The sequence below is a fragment of the Streptomyces sp. NPDC056161 genome (assembly GCF_042268025.1).
Classification (GTDB): Bacteria; Actinomycetota; Actinomycetes; order Streptomycetales; family Streptomycetaceae; genus Streptomyces.
This window is the reverse complement of sequence record NZ_JBHJUV010000001.1, coordinates 94,614-112,292: the sequence shown is the minus strand read 5'-3', so window position 1 is coordinate 112,292 and position 17,679 is coordinate 94,614. Positions and strand designations below refer to the sequence as shown.

Sequence of the window (17,679 nt, the reverse complement as noted above, 5' to 3'; positions counted from 1 at the left end):
AGGAGAGATGTGGCCCGGAGCTGCCGTCCCCCCGTGCGGCAGCTCCGGACCACGGGTCGGTCAGCCCTCGGCGCTGCCGTTGAGGGCGGCGAGGGAGGTGTCGGCGAGGCCCAGCTCACCGGCCTTGTCCAGGAGCTGCTGGACGTGCCCCGCGTTCGCTCCGCCGTTCTTCATCAGCTTCGTCAGCAGCGCGGACACGGTCAGGTTCTGCACGTCCGCCGTGGAGATTGAGCCGAGGACGCGGCCGAGGTCGTCGGTGAAGCTCGACGAGCCGTCCAGCCAGGGCCGGGCGAGGGCCTGTGCCGTCTCGGAGTGCTGCACGAACCCGTCCACGCTCCTGCCGAGCGAGATGGCGGAGACCAGGCGGTCGAAGAAGACCGACTCGCCGCCGACGATGTTGATGTCGGCGTTCTCCAGGCCGGTGGCGAGGACGGTGGCCTGGGCCTCGGCGACCTGCTTGTGCACGTCGAGTCCGGCCAGCCGGATGTCCTTCTCCGCCTGCAACCGCAGCCGGTACTCCTCGTGACCGCGGGACGCCTCGTCGAGCGCGGCCATCGCCGCCGCCTTCTCGGTCAGGCCGGCCGCCTCCGCCTTCAGCTTCTCCCCGATGCCCTCGGCCTCGGCGAGCGCCTTCGCCCGAGCGCCCTCCGCCTCGGCCCGCAGCCGCGCCACGGCCGCCTCGGCCTCCGCACGGCCTGCCTTCTCGACGACCTCGGCCTCCTTGTCCCGGACCTGGACGGCGGCCAGGCCCTCCGCCGCGGCCTCGGCCCGGACGCCTTCCGCCAGGCGCAGCTTGGCCTGGGCGTCGAGGTCGGCCGACTTCAACCGCGCCTCGGCCAGGGTGAGTTCCTCGGCGGCGCGGTGCACGGCGGCCTGCTCGGCGGCCTCGGCGGCCTTGATGTCCTTGACGAACTTCTCCTGCGCCTCGGCCTCGGCGGTGATGACGACGGCCTGGCGGTCGCGTTCCGCCTGCTCCACGGCCCGCAGCTTCTTGATCGCCTCCTCCTGTTCGGCGACCGTGCGGTCCACGGCGACGCGCTCGCGGATGACCTCGGCGATCTCCCGCTTCTCCGCCTCGACCTCCTTGTCGGCGGCGATCCTCGTCAACTGCGTCTCCCGCTCCCGGGCGATGGCCTCCAGCACGCGGTCCTTCTCGATGCGTTCGTTCTCCACGGCGATGACCCGCTCACGGTTCTTCGCGGCGACGGCGACCTCGCGGGCCTGGTTCTCCCGCTGGACGCCGAGCTGTTCCTCGGTGCGCAGGAAGGCCCCCTGCGACCGCAGCCGCTCCTCCTCCACCACCCGCGCGGTCTCCGCCTCCTCGCGGGCGCGCACGGTCTCGATCTCCCGGCGCTGCTTGATCTCGGCGTCCGCCTGCCGTCGCTCCAGCTCCAGAATGGCCTCGCGGGCGTCGACGTTCTGCCGGGTGATCTCCTTCTCCTCGCTGCGCTGGGCCTCGTTGGTGCGCACGTGCTCCACGGCCGTCAGCTCGGTGATCTTGCGGATGCCCTGGGCGTCGAGGACGTTGGCCGGGTCCAGTTGGGTGATCGGCGTCTGCTCCAGGTAGTCGATCGCCGCGTCCTCCAGGTGGTAGCCGTTGAGGTCGACACCGATCAACTCGATGATGTTGTAGCGGAGTTCCTCCCGCTTGGTGTACAGGTCGGTGAAGTCCATCTGCTTGCCGACGGTCTTCAGCGCCTCGGAGAACTTCGCGTGGAACAGTTCCTGCAACGTCCTCTGGTCGCTGGCCCGCGCCGTACCGACCGCCTGGGCGACCTTGATGACGTCCCCGACGGACTTGTTGACCTTCACGAAGAACGAGATGCGGATGTCCGCCCGGATGTTGTCCCGGCAGATCAGCCCTTCTTTGCCGGCCCGGGTGATCTCGATCGTCTTCACCGAGATGTCCATCACCTCGGCCTTGTGCAGCACCGGCAGTACGACCTGCCCGGTGAAGGTCACGTCGACCTTCCGCAGCTTGGAGACGATCAGGGCCTTGCCCTGCTCCACCTTGCGGAAGAGCTGGGAGACGACGAGTGCGGCGAGCAGGCAGACGATGACGAGCACGCCGATGCCCACGGCGATGGTGTTCATGCAAAATCCTTCGAGTCTGCGGGAAGTCGGTGCCTCGGCGGGAGGCGGGGCCCGCTCGGCCACGGGAAGGCGCGCGGAGGTGCGGCCCCCGGTGCGTCAGCGAGGGCGTTCGGCCGGGCTCAACCGCGGGAGCGGGGACTGCCGGGGTCGTACAGGGTGCCGGCGGCCGCGGTCAGCCGGTGAGGGAACGGCCCGGCAAGAAGGGACGCGCACCGTCGCGGCCGGGCGGCGATCGGAATCCCGCCGCGGGACCGGGGCGGCGGTGGTGCGTCGGCGTCGAATCCACACGGGTCGATCCGGCCCGGCCGAACCGGCGCCCGGAAACCGAGAGCCACCACGAGGGCCGGGGTGAGGGCGACGGCGGGGAAGCGCACGGATACGTCGACGACCTGTCCCATGTCCTCGCCCCCCGATCCGGGTTCCCGGCTCCCCTGTCGCTGCCGCCCCCATCTTGAACGGGGAATGCCCCCTCACACACTGCCGTCGCCCGGCAGTCTTGACGTCCCCTGAATGCCGGTGAATGCCGGTCGCCGCACCTCGCCGCGGGTACCGGAGCGGGGCGCGGCAGGAGGCCCGGCTGTGAAATCCCTTGACGTCGGGCGGACCTTCCCTCAGGCCGGTCAAGGGTTCCTCCCGAGCCGGTGCGGGCCCCGGCCTGGAGCGCGCCTACGACCGCCCTCAGTCGCGCAAGGTGGCGCGCAGGCGCAGGCCGACGGTTGCGAGACCTCCGAAGGTGGTGACCTGGTAGCCGGGTTCCGGTCCGGGCGGCTCGCTCAAGCGGTGGCGGCGGGCGGTCTGCGCGGTCAGGAGTGTCAGCATCGCCATGGCCAGAGCCGCTCCCTCGCAGCCGTGCGGCCCGGTACCGAAGGCGAGGAAGACCCCGGGTCTCGACGGCGAGCCCGCATCGTCGAGCCAGCGTTCGGGCTGGAACCGGTCCGGCTCGGAGTGTTCCCGTGCGTCGCGGTGGGCGGTGTAGGGGCAGACGAGAACCGTGGACCCGGCGTCGATGGTGTAGTCGGCGAGTTCGGTCTGTCGCGTGGCGTGCCGGGTCAGCAGCCAGCTCGGGGGGTGCAGCCGGAGCACCTCGCGTACCAGTGCCTGGGTATATCGCAGGCTGTCGAGGTGGGCGCTGGTCGTCGCGGCCGGGTCCGCGGGCAGCAAGGCGGCTTCGGCCGCGACGCGGTCCGCTGCCCGGGGGTACCGGGCCAGGTGGAGCAGGATCCATCCGGCTGCCCGGGAAGGTGTCTCGAAGGTGGCTACGGTGATGCCGGGGAGGGTGTCGAGGACGACCTCTTCCGGCAGCAGGCCGTAGTGGGGGGAGGGCTGGAGCATCTGTCCCAGCATGTCGTCACCGAGCCGGCCCGATGAACGGCGCCGCCGCACGATGGGCCGCAGAGCGTCGGTGAAGGCGACTTGCTGCCGGGTGCGGAACCGCCGTGCCGGTGTGGGGATCCAGCGCGGCCATACCCAGCGCGAGGGACGTACGAGCACCTCCCGGGCCAGGAAGAGTCGTGAGGCGAGGGGCAGCAGGGTGGGCGTGTCCTCGGAGAAGAGGTAGCGCACGCCGATCGCTGCCAGGGCGTCCCGGACCGGGGGCAGGATCTCGACGTCCCGGCCCGTGGGCCACTGGTCGGCAAAGCGAGCGGTCCCGGGCGCGATCTCACCGATCCGGGCCGCAACCGCCTGCGGGCGCAGTCCACGCATGCGGGCGGCGTGAGCGTGCGCACGCTCCTCGGACGTCGGTGCTCCGCCCGGCCGCTTCAACGGCGGGAAGAGAGGCGAGGACGCCCGGAGGAAGTCCTGCGCGCGGCGCAGAACCGCCTCGCACGGCCCGGCCGCAGCGGCCACGTAGACACCCGGCTCCAACTGCCAGACGTCCCCGCACTCGTCGGCGCCACGGCGCGCCATGGCCAGCCGGTCGCGGCTCCAGGCCGCGAAGCTGCCTTCGGGCAACCGGGGCGGCTCATGCATTCGGCCCATGGGATCGTTCCTGACACTCGTGCCTGTCCAGGCCGATGTCGTCGGGTGGTCGGCTGCGAGTCCGGGAGCCGGCGGGCACCCGGGGGCACCCGCCGACAGTGCGGTCAGACTGTCTCGTCGCCGGTGTACGCATCCCATCCGGCCCCGTACGCACCGTAGTGGCGGGTGAAGGACAGCTTGCCGAGCAACTTGGCGATCATGATGCGCTCCTCTCGCCTGTCTTCGGCAACAAATGCCATACAACCCACCTTGCCACATATGGCACATATCTCATATGCGGGGCATTGGCCGTGGGCGTGGATGTCAGACGTGGTCCCCGTCCCCTGACCGGGCTCAGCGGGCCGCGCCCAGCCTTCTCTTGGGTGTGCGCCCGGTCGGCTCCGGCTCCCGCTCGCCCATGGCCCAGAGCGAACGCACATGCCCGAGGTGGCGGGCGATGCACTTCTCGGCACCCTTCGCGTCACCCGCGACCATCAGGTCGAGGAGTTCGATGTGCTCTTCGGCGGACGGGATCAGCTGGTCGCGCTCGTCCAGAGCGGTCAGTCCGTACAGGCGTGAGCGTTTGCGCAGGTCGCCGACGGTTTCGACGAGCCGGTCGTTTCCGGTGAGCGCGAGCAGGGAGAGATGGAACCGGCGGTCGGCCTCCAGATAGCCGATGAGGTCGTGCTCGCGTGCGGCGCGCACGATGTCCTCGGCCACCGGACGCAGCGCCTCCAGTTCCTCGCGGGCGGCGCTGCGGGTGACCCGGCCGATCATGGGGACCTCGATCAGGGTGCGGATCTCGGTGTACTGGTCGAGGTCGCGTTCGTTGACCTCGGTGACGCGGAAGCCCTTGTTGCGGACCGGCTCGACGAGGCCCTCGCGGGCAAGGTCGAGCATCGCCTCGCGCACCGGTGTCGCCGAGATGCCGAAGTCCTCGGCCAGACCGGGCGCCGAGTAGACCTCGCCCGGCCGCAGTTCGCCGGAGATCAGCGCGGCGCGCAAGGCGTGGGCCACCTGGTCGCGCAGCCGCTCCCTGGTGGTGATGAGGTTGCGCTGCTTGAGGTGGCCCATGGCGGTGGTGTTCCCTTCGTGCCCCGTGCCCTCGCGGCCGAGCGGATCACCAGAGTATAATGTCATGTTGTTCTGCGAGGGCCTGCGCGTGTACGGGCATCCGTGTGCAGGTGGCCACTGGTGGAGAACGCCAGAGCCTCAACTCCTTGTTCGCGTGGGCCGTGGCCGGTTGCCTCGGCTGCGCCGAAGGGCGGACGGAATCGGGGCCGGCCCGGTGGTCAGAGGAGGAAGCCTCCGGGGAAGGGGTCGTCCGGGTCGAGGAAGTACTGGGCGGTACCCGTGATCCAGGCGCGCCCGGTGATGCGGGGAACGACGGCGGGTGTCCCGCCGACCTCGGTCTGGGCCACGAGACGCCCGGTGAACTCGGTACCGATGAAGGACTCGTTGACGAAGTCGCGGTGCAGCGGCAGTGCGCCACGGGCGTGCAGTTGCGCCATCCGTGCCGAGGTGCCGGTGCCGCACGGTGAACGGTCGAACCAGCCCGGGGCGATGGCCATGGCGTGACGTGAACGGTGCGCGTCGGAGCCGGGGGCAGCGAGGTAGACATGCTTGACCCCGGCGATCTCGGGCTGCTCCGGGTGGACGGGGCGGTCCGGCGACGCGTTGATCGCGTCCATGATGGCCAGCCCGGCCGCGAGCAGGTCGTCCTTGCGGGACCGGTCGAACGGCAGCCCCAGCGCGTCCAGTTCGACAAAGGCGTAGAAGTTTCCGCCGAAGGCGAGGTCGTACGTCACCGTCCCGTACCCCGGCACGTCCGCCTTGCGGTCCAGGCCGACACAGTAGGCGGGGACGTTGGTGAGCGTGGCCGACTTCGCCGCGCCGTCCTCGACGTGAACGTCGACGGTGACGAGTCCGGCCGGGGTGTCGAGGCGGACGGTCGTGGTCTCGGCGACGGGGACCATGCCGGTCTCGACGAGGACGGTGGCCACACCGATCGTGCCGTGTCCGCACATCGGCAGCACACCGGAGACCTCGATGTACAGCACGCCGAAATCGGCGTCGGGGCGCGTCGGCGGCTGGAGGATCGCGCCGCTCATGGAGGCGTGACCGCGGGGCTCGTACATCAGGAGTGTGCGCAGGTGGTCCAGGTGCTCGATGAAGTGGAGCCTGCGCTCCGCCATCGTGGCGCCGGGGATCACCCCGACACCTCCGGTGATCACCCGGGTCGGCATGCCCTCGGTGTGCGAGTCGACGGCGTGGAAGACGTGACGGGTACGCAATGGAGGTCCCTTCCGGTAGGGCTGACGGGGTCAGCGGAGGCCGTCGGCGACGGCCTTCTCGGTCGCCGCGCGCACCGAGGACTCCGGCGCGGCGGGCAGCGGCATACGCGGAGGGCGCGTGGGGCCGCCGTGGCGGCCGACGAGGCCCATGGACAGCTTGATGGCCTGCACGAACTGGGTCCTGGAGTCCCAGCGCAGCAGCGAGTGCAGCGACTTGTACAGCGGGAGCGCCGTGTCGAGGCGGCCTGCGGTGGCGGCGTGGTACAGCTCGGCACAGGTGGCGGGGAAGACGTTCGCGTAGCCGGCGATCCAGCCGACCGCGCCGGCCAGGGACAGTTCGAGCAGGACGTCGTCCGCGCCGATCAGCACGTCGAGTTCGGGAGCGAGTTCGGCGATCTCGTAGGCCCTGCGGACGTCGCCGCTGAACTCCTTCACGGCCACGATGCTGCCGTCGCCGTGGAGTTGGGCGAGGAGCGCGGGAGTGAGATCGACCTTGGTGTCGATGAGGTTGTTGTAGCCCACGACGGGCAGCCCGGCCCGCGCGACATCCGCGTAGTGGGCCCGCACCGCCGGCTCGTCGGCGCGGTAGGCGTTCGGCGGGAGCAGCAGCACGCTCCCGCAGCCCTGCTCGGCGGCCTGTTCGGCCCAGCGGCGGGACTGCGCGCTGCCGTAGGCGGAGACGCCCGGCATCACGCGCGCGCCGTCCCCCGCGGCCTCGACGGCGGTGCGGACGACACGGGCACGCTCGTCGTCGGTGAGGGTCTGGTACTCGCCGAGGGAGCCGTTGGGCACCACTCCGTCGCAGCCGTTGTCGATGAGCCAACGGACGTGCTCGGCATAGGCGTCGTAGTCGACGGAGAGGTCCGCGCGCAGCGGCAGTGCGGTGGCGACCATGATGCCGCGCCATGGGCGGTCGGCGTTCCAGGTCGGGCTGGAGGTGGACGCGGTGCTGGCGGTCATGAAGGAACCCCTTCTATGATGTGTGACATTTTATTTAGCTGTGCGCGACACCCACCAACGATGCCGGGTCCGTCAGCCGGCGGACTGGTGGTGTGTGTGTCGGTCGGTGGCTCGTCCGGTTCGTTCGCCATTCGACGGGCTGGTGGTGTGTGTGTCGGTGGGTGGCTCGTCCGGTTCGTCATGCGACGGGCTGGTCGGGCCCGTTCGGACCGGCCGCGTCGGGCCGCCCGGACGAGTCGGTGGGCAGGGCGACCGTCTCGCCCGGTTCGAGCGAGCCGAGCACCCCCAGTGGTACGGGCACTGCGAGCGGCCGGCGCTCGGCGGACGCCGGTGCGGAATCGCCGCCCGCTCCCGCCACGAGGCAGGCCACGGCCGCCGCGCACACCCTGCCCTGGCACCAGCCCATGCCCGCGCGGGTGAGGAGTTTGACGGTACGGGCGTCACGGGCGCCGTAGTCGGCGAGGGCTTCACGGACGGCTCCGGCGCTCACCTCCTCACAGCGGCACACGTCCGTGGCGTCGTCGAGCCAGTCGGCCCAGCCCGGCCCCGGCGCGTGCACGGCCGCCATCGTGTCGGCGAAGGCCCGCAGCCGATCACGGCGGCGTCGCAACTCCCGCACGCGGCGGTCGCGGGCCAGGTCGGACCGGTCGCGCGCCCGAGCGGCCACCGCGATACCCGCGAGCTCACCCTCGGCGCGGGCGAGTTCCGCACCGCCGACCCCACCGGTCTCGCCCGCCGCCCACAGACCTCGCACCGAGGTCTCCTGCAACGCGTCCAACGCCAGGGCGTACGTTCCGTCCCGGGTACGCCGCGTCGCACATCCGAGGCTCGTGGCGAGTTCCACTTGCGGGACGAGACCGTGCCCCACCGCGAGCACGTCGCAGGCCATCCGGCGGCCCGTCCCCGGCAGGGGCCGCCAGTCGCGGTCGATGCGGGAGACGGTGACCGCCTCCACCCGGTCGGTGCCGTGGACCTGGGTCACCGCGCTGCGGGTGCGCAGGCGCACGCCGCGCCGCACCAGCGCCGCACCATGGACCACGGCCTCCTTCAGTTTGTGCGGGTTCGCGACGAGGACGCCGGGGCGGCGGACGTACCCCGTAAAGCCGGACGCCTCGACCACCGCGGGGACGCGCGCGCCGGCGGCGGAGAGCGAGGCGGCGACGGCGAGCAGCAGTGGGCCGCTGCCCGCCACGACGACGCGCCTGCCGGGCAGGACCAGCCCGGACTTCAGCATCGCCTGCGCACCGCCGGCACCCACGACGCCCGGCAGCGTCCAGCCGGGGAAGGGGAGGTGGCGTTCGTACGCACCCGTCGCGAGGAGGACCGTACGGGCCCGCACGCGGGCGGGGCGTTCGCCCGTGCCGTCCGCGCCCGTGACCGCGTGCACCGCCCATTCCGCTGCGCCCACCCGCGCCACGGTCCAGACATGGTGCCCGGCGAGGTGGACGACGTCGCTCGCCTCAAGGCGGCGGCGCAAGCGGTCGAAGACGGGCCAGTCATGGTGCAGTGCCTGGGGGCGCACCGCGCCGCGGGCCGGGGCGGGGTGGCGGTAGAACTGGCCGCCGAGTTGACCGGCGGCATCCAACAGGGCGACGGACAGGCCCCGTTCGGCTGCGGCGACGGCACCCGCCAGGCCCGCGCAGCCCGCGCCGATCACCGCGAGGTCGTACAGCGCGCCATACGTGTCATCGGTCGCCTCGTCAGACGGCGAGTTCGGCATGCCCGTGCCCTTCCTGGGTGGTGATCACGTCTCCTGGGCGGGCGGGGACCAGGCAGGCCCGCCTGTTGGGCAGGTCATTGACCGTGGCGAGACAGTCGTAGCACTGGCCGATGCCGCAGAAGACTCCGCGCGGACGGCCGTCGCGGCGTGTGGTGCGCCAGGCGAGGACGCCCGCCGACCAGAGAGCGGCGGCGATGGTCTGTCCCGGCAGCGCGGTGAGCGTGCGCCCGTCGAAGGTGATCTCGAAGGGCGTGCCGGGTGTCGCGCCGACCAGCTCGGCGGGGGTGCGGTCACGCGCCATGGAGCGGCTCCTTTTCAGGTGGGGGCGTGCGGGACGGGCGACCGGTCGACGCACCGCCGACGACGGACACGGCCGGCGTCCTGGTCGTCATCCCGCCACACCGAAGCGGTCCGGTCTGAACGGATCGATGTCCAGCGGGAGTTGGGCGCCGGACAGGACTCGGGCGATGATCAGCCCGGTTGCGGGGGCGAGGCCGATCCCCGCACCCTCGTGGCCGCAGGCGTGCAGCAGTCCGGGAACGCGGGGGTCCGGGCCGATCGCGGGCAGATGGTCGGGCAGGTACGGGCGGAAACCGGCGTACGTCCGCATCGCGCGGACCCCGGTGAGCACCGGGAACAGCCGGGTGGCCTGGGCCGCGAGGCGGCGCAGCGCCTCCACCGACAGGGTGCGGTCGAAGCCGACCCGCTCCCTGCTCGCACCGATCAGGACCGGCCCCGACGGGGTGCCCTCGACGACGGCGGAAGTCTGCAACCCCGCCGATCCGCTGGCGACATCGGCGACATAGTCGGCCGCGTACACCTTGTGCCGCACCACGCGCGGCAGCGGCTCGGTGACCAGGACGAAGCCGCGCCGGGGCAGCACCGGCAGGCCCGCGCCGGCGAGCCGGGCCAGTGCGCCGCCCCAGCTCCCGGCGGCGTTCACGACATACGGGGCGCGCACGTCACCGCGCGCCGTGCGTACGCCCCGTACCTCCCCGTTCGCACCTGTCAGGACGCCGGTCACCTCCTCGCCGAGCCGCAGGCGCACCCCGCCGGAGCCCTGCCCGCCTGCCGCGGCGCGCAGCAGATGCGCGGCGGCGCGTGCGGGCTGCACCTGGGCGTCCTGCGGGTAGCGGAAGCCGCCCGCCAGGTCCGGGGCGAGGTGCGGCTCCAGGTCACGGAGCCGGTCGCCCGTGACCTGCTCCGCCTGTACGCCCGCGCGCTCCTGCCGGGCGGCGAAGCCCCGCAGGGCTGCCATGGACGCCTCGTCGGAGGCGACGACCAGCCCGCCCTTGGCCTCGTACTCGATCAGGGGTGGCAGCAGGCCGGCCAGCTCACGCCACAACCGCACGGACAGCAGGGCCAGTTCGAGTTCGGGGCCGGGTTCCTTGTCGGAGACCAGCAGATTGCCCTCGCCGGCTCCCGTGGTGCCGCCCGCGACGGCGCCACGGTCGATCACGGTGACGCGGAGACCGGAGCGGGCCGCGTAGTAGGCGCAGGCCGCGCCGACCACACCCGCCCCGATGACGATGAGATCCGCCGAGCTTCTCGTGGGCACGACAAGTAATATTTCACATTGCACTTTTCTTGCCAAGAGGCTCGGCGACACCCGAACCGTCCGGCGGCATGCCTCCCGCAATCCGTTATGCCGAGGCTCTTGCAAGTCAGTGCAATTTCACATAATAACGTTACGCATCACATGGCGACATGTACTCAACAACTCAACATCTCAACCCTCGCCCCCTCACATGTCGCCATGGGCGGGGCAGTTGAGGCCCCGAGCCACCACTGCCCCTGGCACCCGCGTCACTTGCCCTCTCCCACACAGGAGCCAACGGTGTACAAGTCGAGAAACCCGCGCACGCTGCTGCGCGGATCCACGTACAGAAGCCTGCTCACCGCCGCGGCGGCGGTGACGCTCTGCGTGACGGCGTCCCCGTCCGGTTACGCGGCCGCCCCCGCGACCCCGTCGCCTGCGCCGGCACGCCCGGCATCGGTCGCCCGCCCGTCCGCCTCGCCGAACCCCTTCGACACGGTCGACCACCTGGCCGAGGCCCCGAACCGCGCCCGGAAGGTCCCGGCCCCCGGCGGCCTCGCCGAGGGCCGCGTCCCCGGGCCCCGTACGCCCTTACCGAAGGGCGAGGGCCACGCCGGCACGCCGCATGCCACCCTCGGCACGGCATCCGTGCCCTGCACGCTCGACGGCGTCACGGGTCTGTCCCCGGAGAGTTTCGCCGACTTCCTGGCCGACCCCGCCGTCACCGCCGACGGCTGTCTTCGCTCGATCCTGTGGACCTGGGACCAGCGACTCGTCCCCGTCATGTCGGACGAACACGTCCAGGCCGTCTCCCGCCGCATCACCCGGCTCGCCTCCTCCCACGACGGCCAGGACGGCACCCACCTGCTGGAGATGTTCACCTACCTGCACGCCGTGGCGTACCAGGACTTCTCGCACGACGAGATCGACATCACCGACGCGCCGACCGTGGACACCATGCGCGAGGCGGTCGACGCCTTCGGCTCGGCCGCCCACACCTTCGACGTCACCCGCTCCAACGCCGAGACCCTGCGCGAAGCCCTCGACGCGGCTTCCGCCCCCGGCCTGCGCCAGTACCAACTCCCCCTGATCAAACGGGTCCTGGCCACCATGGACGCCCAGCACCCCGCCACCGCCCAGGACACCTCCTGGGCCGGTGCCGCCCTCGCCGCGCTCACCGTGAACTACCTCGGCGTGTACCCCGGCAACAAGGACGCCGCCTTCCACGCCGCAGTGGCCGCCGACCCCTCGTACCGGACCGAGTTCCGTTCCTTCGCCGACCACACCCACCTCAAGGACGGGCCCAACGCCTGGGTCATACGCGACGCGCTCAGCGAGTACGGCCGCTTCGGCCAGATCGACGGGCTCCGCGACGAGACCGTCTCCGGTCTCGGCACCCTCCTGGACACCACGGCCCGCAACTTCGGGGACAGCAGCGCGCCGTGGGCGAAGGTCGCCACCTGGCTGGTGTGGTTCGACGCCTGCGCCCCGTACCACGTGTGCAAGGACGACATCGAGAAACGTCTCTTCCCGTCCACGTACACGTACGGCACCGACGACATGGACGGCATGCAGGTCCGCACCGCCCTCGACCGGGACACCGTCGACCAGCTCTACTACGCGAGCAAGCAGGTCAAGGCACAGTTCCACCGTGTCCTCGGTACGGAGGATCCCCTGGCGGGCGACACCAACGCCACCCTGCACATCGTCCTGTACGCCTCCCGCGCCGACTACGAGAACTTCCATCCGCTCCTCACCGGCATGGACACGAACAACGGCGGCATCTACATCGAGCGGGGAGTGACCTTCTACACCTACCAGCGTCGCGTGCCGCAGGACTCCAGCCTGACCCTGGAGGAACTGTTCCGCCACGAGTACACGCACTACCTCAACGGCCGCTGGGCGGTGCCCGGCTCCTTCGGCGAGGGCCCCTGGTACGAGGGCGACCGGACCACCGCGATGGACGAGGGCACCGCAGAGTTCTTCGACGGCGCCACCCGCGACGACGGCATCCGGGTCCGCAAGTCCCTGGTCCAGGGCATCATCAACGACACGGCCGGCGGCGGACCGCGCATGACCGTGAACCAGCTCCTGCACGCCACCTACGACGGCGACGGCTTCCGTTTCTACGACTACGCGGGCACCTTCTTCGAGTTCCTGTGGGCCGAACACCCCTCCCTGCTGAAGGAGATGTACCGCGACCTGCGGTCCGACGACCCGGCGGCCTTCGACGCCTGGCGCGACCGACTCGGCAGGGACACGGGGTTGCAGAGCGCGTACGACCGCTTCCTCGACGAACAGATCTCCCACGTCGACGACCTGTACGTGCCCGACACCACCTATACGCCCCTGGACCAACTCCGCGACACCTCGCCCGACCAGATCCGCTCCTCCTTCACCGCGACGACCGAATCCGTCCCCGACTGCCGGGCCGGCGGCTCCGCGGAGCGTCCCCGGTTCGTGTGCACCGGCCGGATCACCGCGAACCTGACCGATGCCGGCGACACGGACGCGGTCTTCAAGGACATGTCCGAGACGGTCGACTACTTCCTCCTCGACCGTGCCGCGGGCGGCGACAACAACCTGACCGACATGAACTGCTCCTTCGACGACGTGGACATCTGGTCCAACCGGATCGCCGGCACGTCGGACTACACGTGTGAGGGTCCCATCCGACGCTGACACACCACACGACGCCCGCGCGCGACACCACCCACCCGGTGACGCGCGCGGGCCCTTCCCCACGGTGTCGCTCGCACGGCACCCCGGAAGTCAAGTTTGCTGCCGACCGGCGGAGGAGGCCCCTGATCCCCCGGCGCCGGGTGCTTGACGCGATGGCAGCGAGCCGTGCGGGGCCGATCAGCTCTCTTCGGTCGTGGCGATCCGGCCGGCGTACCGCTGCGTCCCAGTGGTGTCGGTGTCGACGGTGACGACCACGTCGTCGTGCTGGAGAACGGCTGGTACTTGTCGGGGAAGACCTGGAAACTCACGGCCTTGCCCTTCGCGCCGCCGGTCAGGGTCATCGTGGCGGTGACCGTCCCCGACGTGCGGTCCTCCGAGATCGTCGCGTGCGGATGGAAGCTCAGCGGGCGCGGCTTCATGTGGTCGGCGGCGATCGACACCGGCTGCTCGGCGAGCGGGTCCGGGAAGGCGGCGCAACGGTGCGTCACGCCTCGCGGACCGCCCGCCGCACCAGGCCGACGGCGGCCTGCCCGCCGGACAGCGGACTTGATACTCTCAGCGGGCCAGTCGAGCCACATCCGAGGCCAGGGAATCCGGTGCGAACCCGGAACTGACGCGCAGCGGTGAGGGGGACGGGCGGGGCACGACGCCACTGGGAGACCGGGAAGGCGCCCCGACCGGACGAACCCGAGTCCGAAGACCTGCTGGCACCTCCGCGCCCCGGCGCGGAGGACGTCCGTAGGCCAGGCTCCGCGAACGAGCCCCGACCCCCAAGGCTGCCCGTGTTCCTCCGCGCCCCCGCGCTCCTGCTCGCCTCCGCCCTGCTGCTCACCGCGTGCGGCTCGTCCACTGACGGGAAGTCGCAGCAGACGTCCGCCGCCGGCTACCCGCGCACCATCGACAACTGTGGCCACAAGGTCACCCTGAAGTCCCCGCCGAAGCGCGCCGTCTCCCTGAACCAGGGCACCACGGAGATCCTTCTCTCCCTCGGCCTCGGCGACCGCATGGCGGGCACGGCGACCTGGACCGACCCGGTGATGAAGGGCCTGGAGCACGCCAACGCCTCCGTGCCACGCCTGGCCGAGGACAATCCCTCCTTCGAGAAGGTCCTGGACGCCGAACCCGACCTCGTGACCGCCTCGTTCGTCTCCACCCTCGGCAAGGGCGGGGTCGCCACCCGCGAGCAGTTCGAGAAACTGGGCGTACCGACGTACGTCTCACCGTCCGACTGCGCCGAGGGCAAGGACAACGACAGCGGCGGCGACGGATCGCGCGGCAGGCCGCTCACCCTGGACGCCGTGTACGGCGAGATACGCGACCTGGCCCGCGCGTTCGGCGTCGACGCGCGGGGCGAGACGCTCATTGCCGCACTGAAGAAGCGGGTGAGCACGGCAACCGCCGGATCGCACGGCTCGGACGTCTCGCTCATGTACTGGTTCGCCAATTCCCAGTCACCGTACCTGGCCGGCTGCTGCGGAGCACCGGGTGCCATCACCCGTGCGGTCGGCGCCGAGAACGCCTTTGCCGACACCCACGACGAGTGGCCCCAGATCAACTGGGAGACCGTCGCCGACCGCGACCCCGACGTGATCGTCCTGGGCGACCTGACCCGCAAGCAGCAGACCGCCGAGACGGCGCAGGCCAAGATCCGTTTCCTGGAGACCGATCCCGCCACCCGCAATCTGACCGCCGTGAAGAAGAAGCGGTACGTCATGCTGAGCGGGCAGGCGATGAACCCGTCCATCCGCACGGTCGAGGGGATCGAGCAGGTCGCAGCCGCACTGCGTGACTTCGGGCTCGTCAAGTGACCGTCCGCACGCTCCTGTTGACCGGTGGCGGCCTTGCCGCGCTGCTCGCGTCGATCGCCTGGGCCGTGACCATCGGACCGGCCGACATCTCCACCGGCGACGTGTGGGCCGCCGTCGCGGCCCATCTCGGCCTCGGCGAGAGCACGTTGACACCGCTGCGGGACGGCATCGTGTGGAACCTGCGGATGCCGCGCACACTGCTCGCCGCCGTGAGCGGGGCCGGACTCGCCGTGTGCGGTGCGGTGCTGCAGTCGTTGCTGCGCAATCCGCTGGCCGACCCTTTCGTGCTCGGGGTCTCCTCCGGCGCGTCCACCGGAGCGGTCGCCGTGGTCGTGCTGGGCGTGGGCGGGGGAGCGGTGTCCCTGTCGGCGGGCGCCTTCCTCGGGGCGCTGCTCTCCTTCGCCCTGGTGCTGCTCCTCAGCCACACCCTCGGCGGCAGCACCGACCGGGTCGTGCTGTCGGGCGTGGCGGCCATGCAACTGTTCTCCGCGCTGACCTCGTTCACCGTCCTGACCTCGGCGGACGCCGAGACCACCAGGGGCGTACTGTTCTGGCTGCTCGGCTCGCTCACCGGCGCCGAGTGGGGACAGGTGTTGCTCTGCACCGGCGTCCTCGCCGTCGTCCTGGCCGTCTGCCTCGGATACGCGAACACGCTGGACGCCTTCGCCTTCGGTGACGAGGCCGCCGCGGGACTCGGGGTCGGCGTCGCCCGGACCCGCCTGGTGCTCCTCTCCGCGACCGCGCTGCTCACCGCCGTCCTGGTCAGCTGCGCCGGCGCGATCGGCTTCGTCGGCCTGGTCCTGCCGCACGCCACCCGCGCCCTCACCGGCTCCGGGCACGGCCGCCTGCTGCCGGTGACGGCACTGACCGGAGCCGTGTTCCTGGTGTGGGTGGACACCCTGGCCCGTACCGCCCTCGACCCCCAGGAGGTCCCGGTGGGCGTGGTGACGTCCCTCATCGGCGTGCCGGCGTTCGTGGCCGTGCTCTACCGCGGACGGAGAAGGACGTGAGCAGCCTGCGCGCGGACCGCGTCGTACGGCGCCTCGGTGACAAGGTCGTCGTCGAAGGCGTCACCCTCACCCTGCGCCCCGGCGAGACCGTCGGCCTGCTCGGCCCCAACGGCTCGGGAAAGTCGACGCTGCTGAGGCTGCTGGCCGGGGTTCTCACCCCCACCGCCGGGGTGGTGACCCTGGACGGACAGCTGCTCAGCGACGTCGGCCGCCGCGCCACCGCCCGCCGCATCGCCACCGTCGAGCAGCACACCGACACCCGGACCGAGCTGACCGTCCGGGACGTCGTCGCCCTGGGCCGCATCCCGCACCGCCGCGCCTGGACACCCGCCACGGCGGCCGACACGGAGGCCGTCACCGAGGCCCTGGCGCGCACCGGCATGACCGACCGGGCCGGCCAGTCGTGGTACACCCTCTCCGGCGGCGAACGCCAGCGCACCCAGGTCGCCCGCGCGCTCGCCCAGGAGCCCCGCGAACTCCTCCTCGACGAACCCACCAACCACCTGGACATCCAGCACCAGCTCGACCTGCTGGACCTCGTCGTGAGCCTGCCGGTCACCACCGTGATCGCCCTGCACGACCTCAACCTCGCCGCGATGTACTGCGACCGCCTGCTCGTCCTGCGCGACGGCCGCGCGGTCACGGAGGGCACCCCGGCCGAGGTCCTGACCCCCGCCCTCATCGAGCAGGTCTACGGCGTCCGCGCCGAGGTCACCCACGACCCCGGCCACCCCGTGATCCGCTTCCTGCGCCCGGCCGCCCGGGACGAACCCGCTCAGCCCGTGTAATGGAAGCGGACCCGGCTGCCGAGCCAGACGGTGCGGGTGGTTTCCAGGAGGCGGCCGTCGGAGAGGTGGGAGACCGTCCAGACGACGAAGAGGGGGGCGTCGAGGGTGGCGTGGAGGAGTTCGGCCTCGTGGGAGGTGGCGGCACCGACCTCCAGGTAGTTGTTGGACGTGGTGGGGGTGAGGTCGTAGACCTCCTGGAGGGTGCGGGAGACGGAGCCGTCTATGAGGGTGCGCCGGGACAGGCGGGGGACGAGGGCCCGGACGACCCAGGAGTCGGTGATGCCGATGGCCCGCTGGTCGACGACGTGGAGTCGCTTGAGGTGGACCCGTTTGGCGGCCGTCTCCTCGGGGGTGAGGAGTCTGCTCAGCTCATACGGTTCGGGCACGGCGGGCTCGTCGCGCAGATGGATCGACCGCGCGTCCTGGCCGGCCGCGGTGAAGCGGTCCCGCCACGGGGTGCTCAGTCCGAAATCGTGCTGGACCGGTCCGGGGCGGTCCGCGACGAAGGTGCCCGAGCCCTGGCGGCGCTCGACATAGCCGTCGGCGGCCAGTCCGCCGAGTGCCTGACGGATGGTGATCCGGCTCACCCCGTAGATCTCGGACAGATCGCGCTCGGTGGGGAGTTGACAGCCCGCCGGGAGTTCCTGGTCGATCTGCCGGCGCAGATCGCGATGCACCTGCGCCCACGCCGGCATCGGCGATCGCCGGTCGACGGGGCGCGCGAAGGTGCGTACGGGATGGGTCGTCGGGGTATGCGGGGTGGACAACGGCGACAACTCTCCATCTGAACGCTGCGGGCCGGCGGCACACAGCCCACAATTGGTTTT

Annotated in this window: 13 protein-coding genes and 1 riboswitch; of the genes, 4 read left to right on the top strand and 9 right to left on the bottom strand. The window is 71.4% G+C overall.

What is annotated here, in order from left to right:
- Window positions 1-60: 60 nt before the first annotated feature.
- From ACFC09_RS00520 to ACFC09_RS00485, 8 genes are all read right to left on the bottom strand, one after another.
- Window positions 61-2,094: an SPFH domain-containing protein gene (locus ACFC09_RS00520; RefSeq protein ID WP_376522259.1), complete on the bottom strand. Its 2,034-nt coding sequence runs from the start codon at window positions 2,092-2,094 to the stop codon at window positions 61-63.
- A gap of 678 nt (window positions 2,095-2,772) precedes the next feature.
- A complete protein-coding gene (locus ACFC09_RS00515; protein WP_376522256.1) occupies window positions 2,773-4,074 on the bottom strand; it encodes a cytochrome P450 in 1,302 nt (433 codons plus the stop codon).
- A gap of 333 nt (window positions 4,075-4,407) precedes the next feature.
- Window positions 4,408-5,127, bottom strand: coding sequence for a GntR family transcriptional regulator (locus tag ACFC09_RS00510; protein ID WP_376522806.1), 720 nt, complete (start codon window positions 5,125-5,127; stop codon window positions 4,408-4,410).
- A gap of 218 nt (window positions 5,128-5,345) precedes the next feature.
- Window positions 5,346-6,347, bottom strand: a complete 1,002-nt coding sequence (locus ACFC09_RS00505) for a proline racemase family protein (protein ID WP_376522253.1) — start codon at window positions 6,345-6,347, stop codon at window positions 5,346-5,348.
- A gap of 30 nt (window positions 6,348-6,377) precedes the next feature.
- A complete protein-coding gene (locus tag ACFC09_RS00500; protein ID WP_376522250.1) occupies window positions 6,378-7,307 on the bottom strand; it encodes a dihydrodipicolinate synthase family protein in 930 nt (309 codons plus the stop codon).
- 178 nt (window positions 7,308-7,485) lie between these two features.
- Window positions 7,486-9,027, bottom strand: coding sequence for an FAD-dependent oxidoreductase (locus tag ACFC09_RS00495; protein WP_376522248.1), 1,542 nt, complete (start codon window positions 9,025-9,027; stop codon window positions 7,486-7,488).
- Window positions 9,008-9,328, bottom strand: coding sequence for a (2Fe-2S)-binding protein (locus ACFC09_RS00490; protein ID WP_376522245.1), 321 nt, complete (start codon window positions 9,326-9,328; stop codon window positions 9,008-9,010). Before ACFC09_RS00490 ends, ACFC09_RS00495 begins: the two co-directional genes overlap by 20 nt.
- Window positions 9,329-9,415: 87 nt before the next feature.
- Window positions 9,416-10,585, bottom strand: coding sequence for an NAD(P)/FAD-dependent oxidoreductase (locus tag ACFC09_RS00485; RefSeq protein WP_376522242.1), 1,170 nt, complete (start codon window positions 10,583-10,585; stop codon window positions 9,416-9,418).
- A gap of 279 nt (window positions 10,586-10,864) precedes the next feature.
- On the opposite strand from ACFC09_RS00485, the gene ACFC09_RS00480 reads away from it, so the two are divergent.
- From ACFC09_RS00480 to ACFC09_RS00465, 4 genes are all read left to right on the top strand, one after another.
- Complete coding sequence (locus ACFC09_RS00480) at window positions 10,865-13,246, top strand: collagenase (protein WP_376522239.1); 2,382 nt, start codon at window positions 10,865-10,867, stop codon at window positions 13,244-13,246.
- A 547-nt stretch (window positions 13,247-13,793) separates the two neighbouring features.
- Window positions 13,794-13,970: riboswitch (cobalamin riboswitch) on the top strand.
- 58 nt (window positions 13,971-14,028) lie between these two features.
- Window positions 14,029-15,054, top strand: coding sequence for an ABC transporter substrate-binding protein (locus ACFC09_RS00475; RefSeq protein WP_376522236.1), 1,026 nt, complete (start codon window positions 14,029-14,031; stop codon window positions 15,052-15,054).
- On the top strand, window positions 15,051-16,064 hold the full coding sequence (locus tag ACFC09_RS00470; RefSeq protein WP_376522233.1) for a FecCD family ABC transporter permease: 1,014 nt from the start codon (window positions 15,051-15,053) through the stop codon (window positions 16,062-16,064). Before ACFC09_RS00475 ends, ACFC09_RS00470 begins: the two co-directional genes overlap by 4 nt.
- Window positions 16,061-16,852, top strand: coding sequence for an ABC transporter ATP-binding protein (locus ACFC09_RS00465; protein ID WP_376522230.1), 792 nt, complete (start codon window positions 16,061-16,063; stop codon window positions 16,850-16,852). Before ACFC09_RS00470 ends, ACFC09_RS00465 begins: the two co-directional genes overlap by 4 nt.
- Here the strand turns inward: ACFC09_RS00465 and ACFC09_RS00460 are convergent.
- Window positions 16,840-17,619: a GntR family transcriptional regulator gene (locus ACFC09_RS00460; RefSeq protein ID WP_376522227.1), complete on the bottom strand. Its 780-nt coding sequence runs from the start codon at window positions 17,617-17,619 to the stop codon at window positions 16,840-16,842. The genes ACFC09_RS00465 and ACFC09_RS00460 overlap by 13 nt on opposite strands.
- Between the last annotated feature and the right edge of the window lie 60 nt (window positions 17,620-17,679).

What these genes read in the sequence shown, in the direction of transcription:
- ACFC09_RS00520 (WP_376522259.1), bottom strand. Translation starts at nt 2,094, where the DNA reads ATGAACACCATCGCCGTGGGCATCGGCGTGCTCGTCATCGTCTGCCTG.
- ACFC09_RS00515 (WP_376522256.1), bottom strand. Translation starts at nt 4,074, where the DNA reads ATGGGCCGAATGCATGAGCCGCCCCGGTTGCCCGAAGGCAGCTTCGCG.
- ACFC09_RS00510 (WP_376522806.1), bottom strand. Translation starts at nt 5,127, where the DNA reads ATGGGCCACCTCAAGCAGCGCAACCTCATCACCACCAGGGAGCGGCTG.
- ACFC09_RS00500 (WP_376522250.1), bottom strand. Translation starts at nt 7,307, where the DNA reads ATGACCGCCAGCACCGCGTCCACCTCCAGCCCGACCTGGAACGCCGAC.
- ACFC09_RS00495 (WP_376522248.1), bottom strand. Translation starts at nt 9,027, where the DNA reads ATGCCGAACTCGCCGTCTGACGAGGCGACCGATGACACGTATGGCGCG.
- ACFC09_RS00490 (WP_376522245.1), bottom strand. Translation starts at nt 9,328, where the DNA reads ATGGCGCGTGACCGCACCCCCGCCGAGCTGGTCGGCGCGACACCCGGC.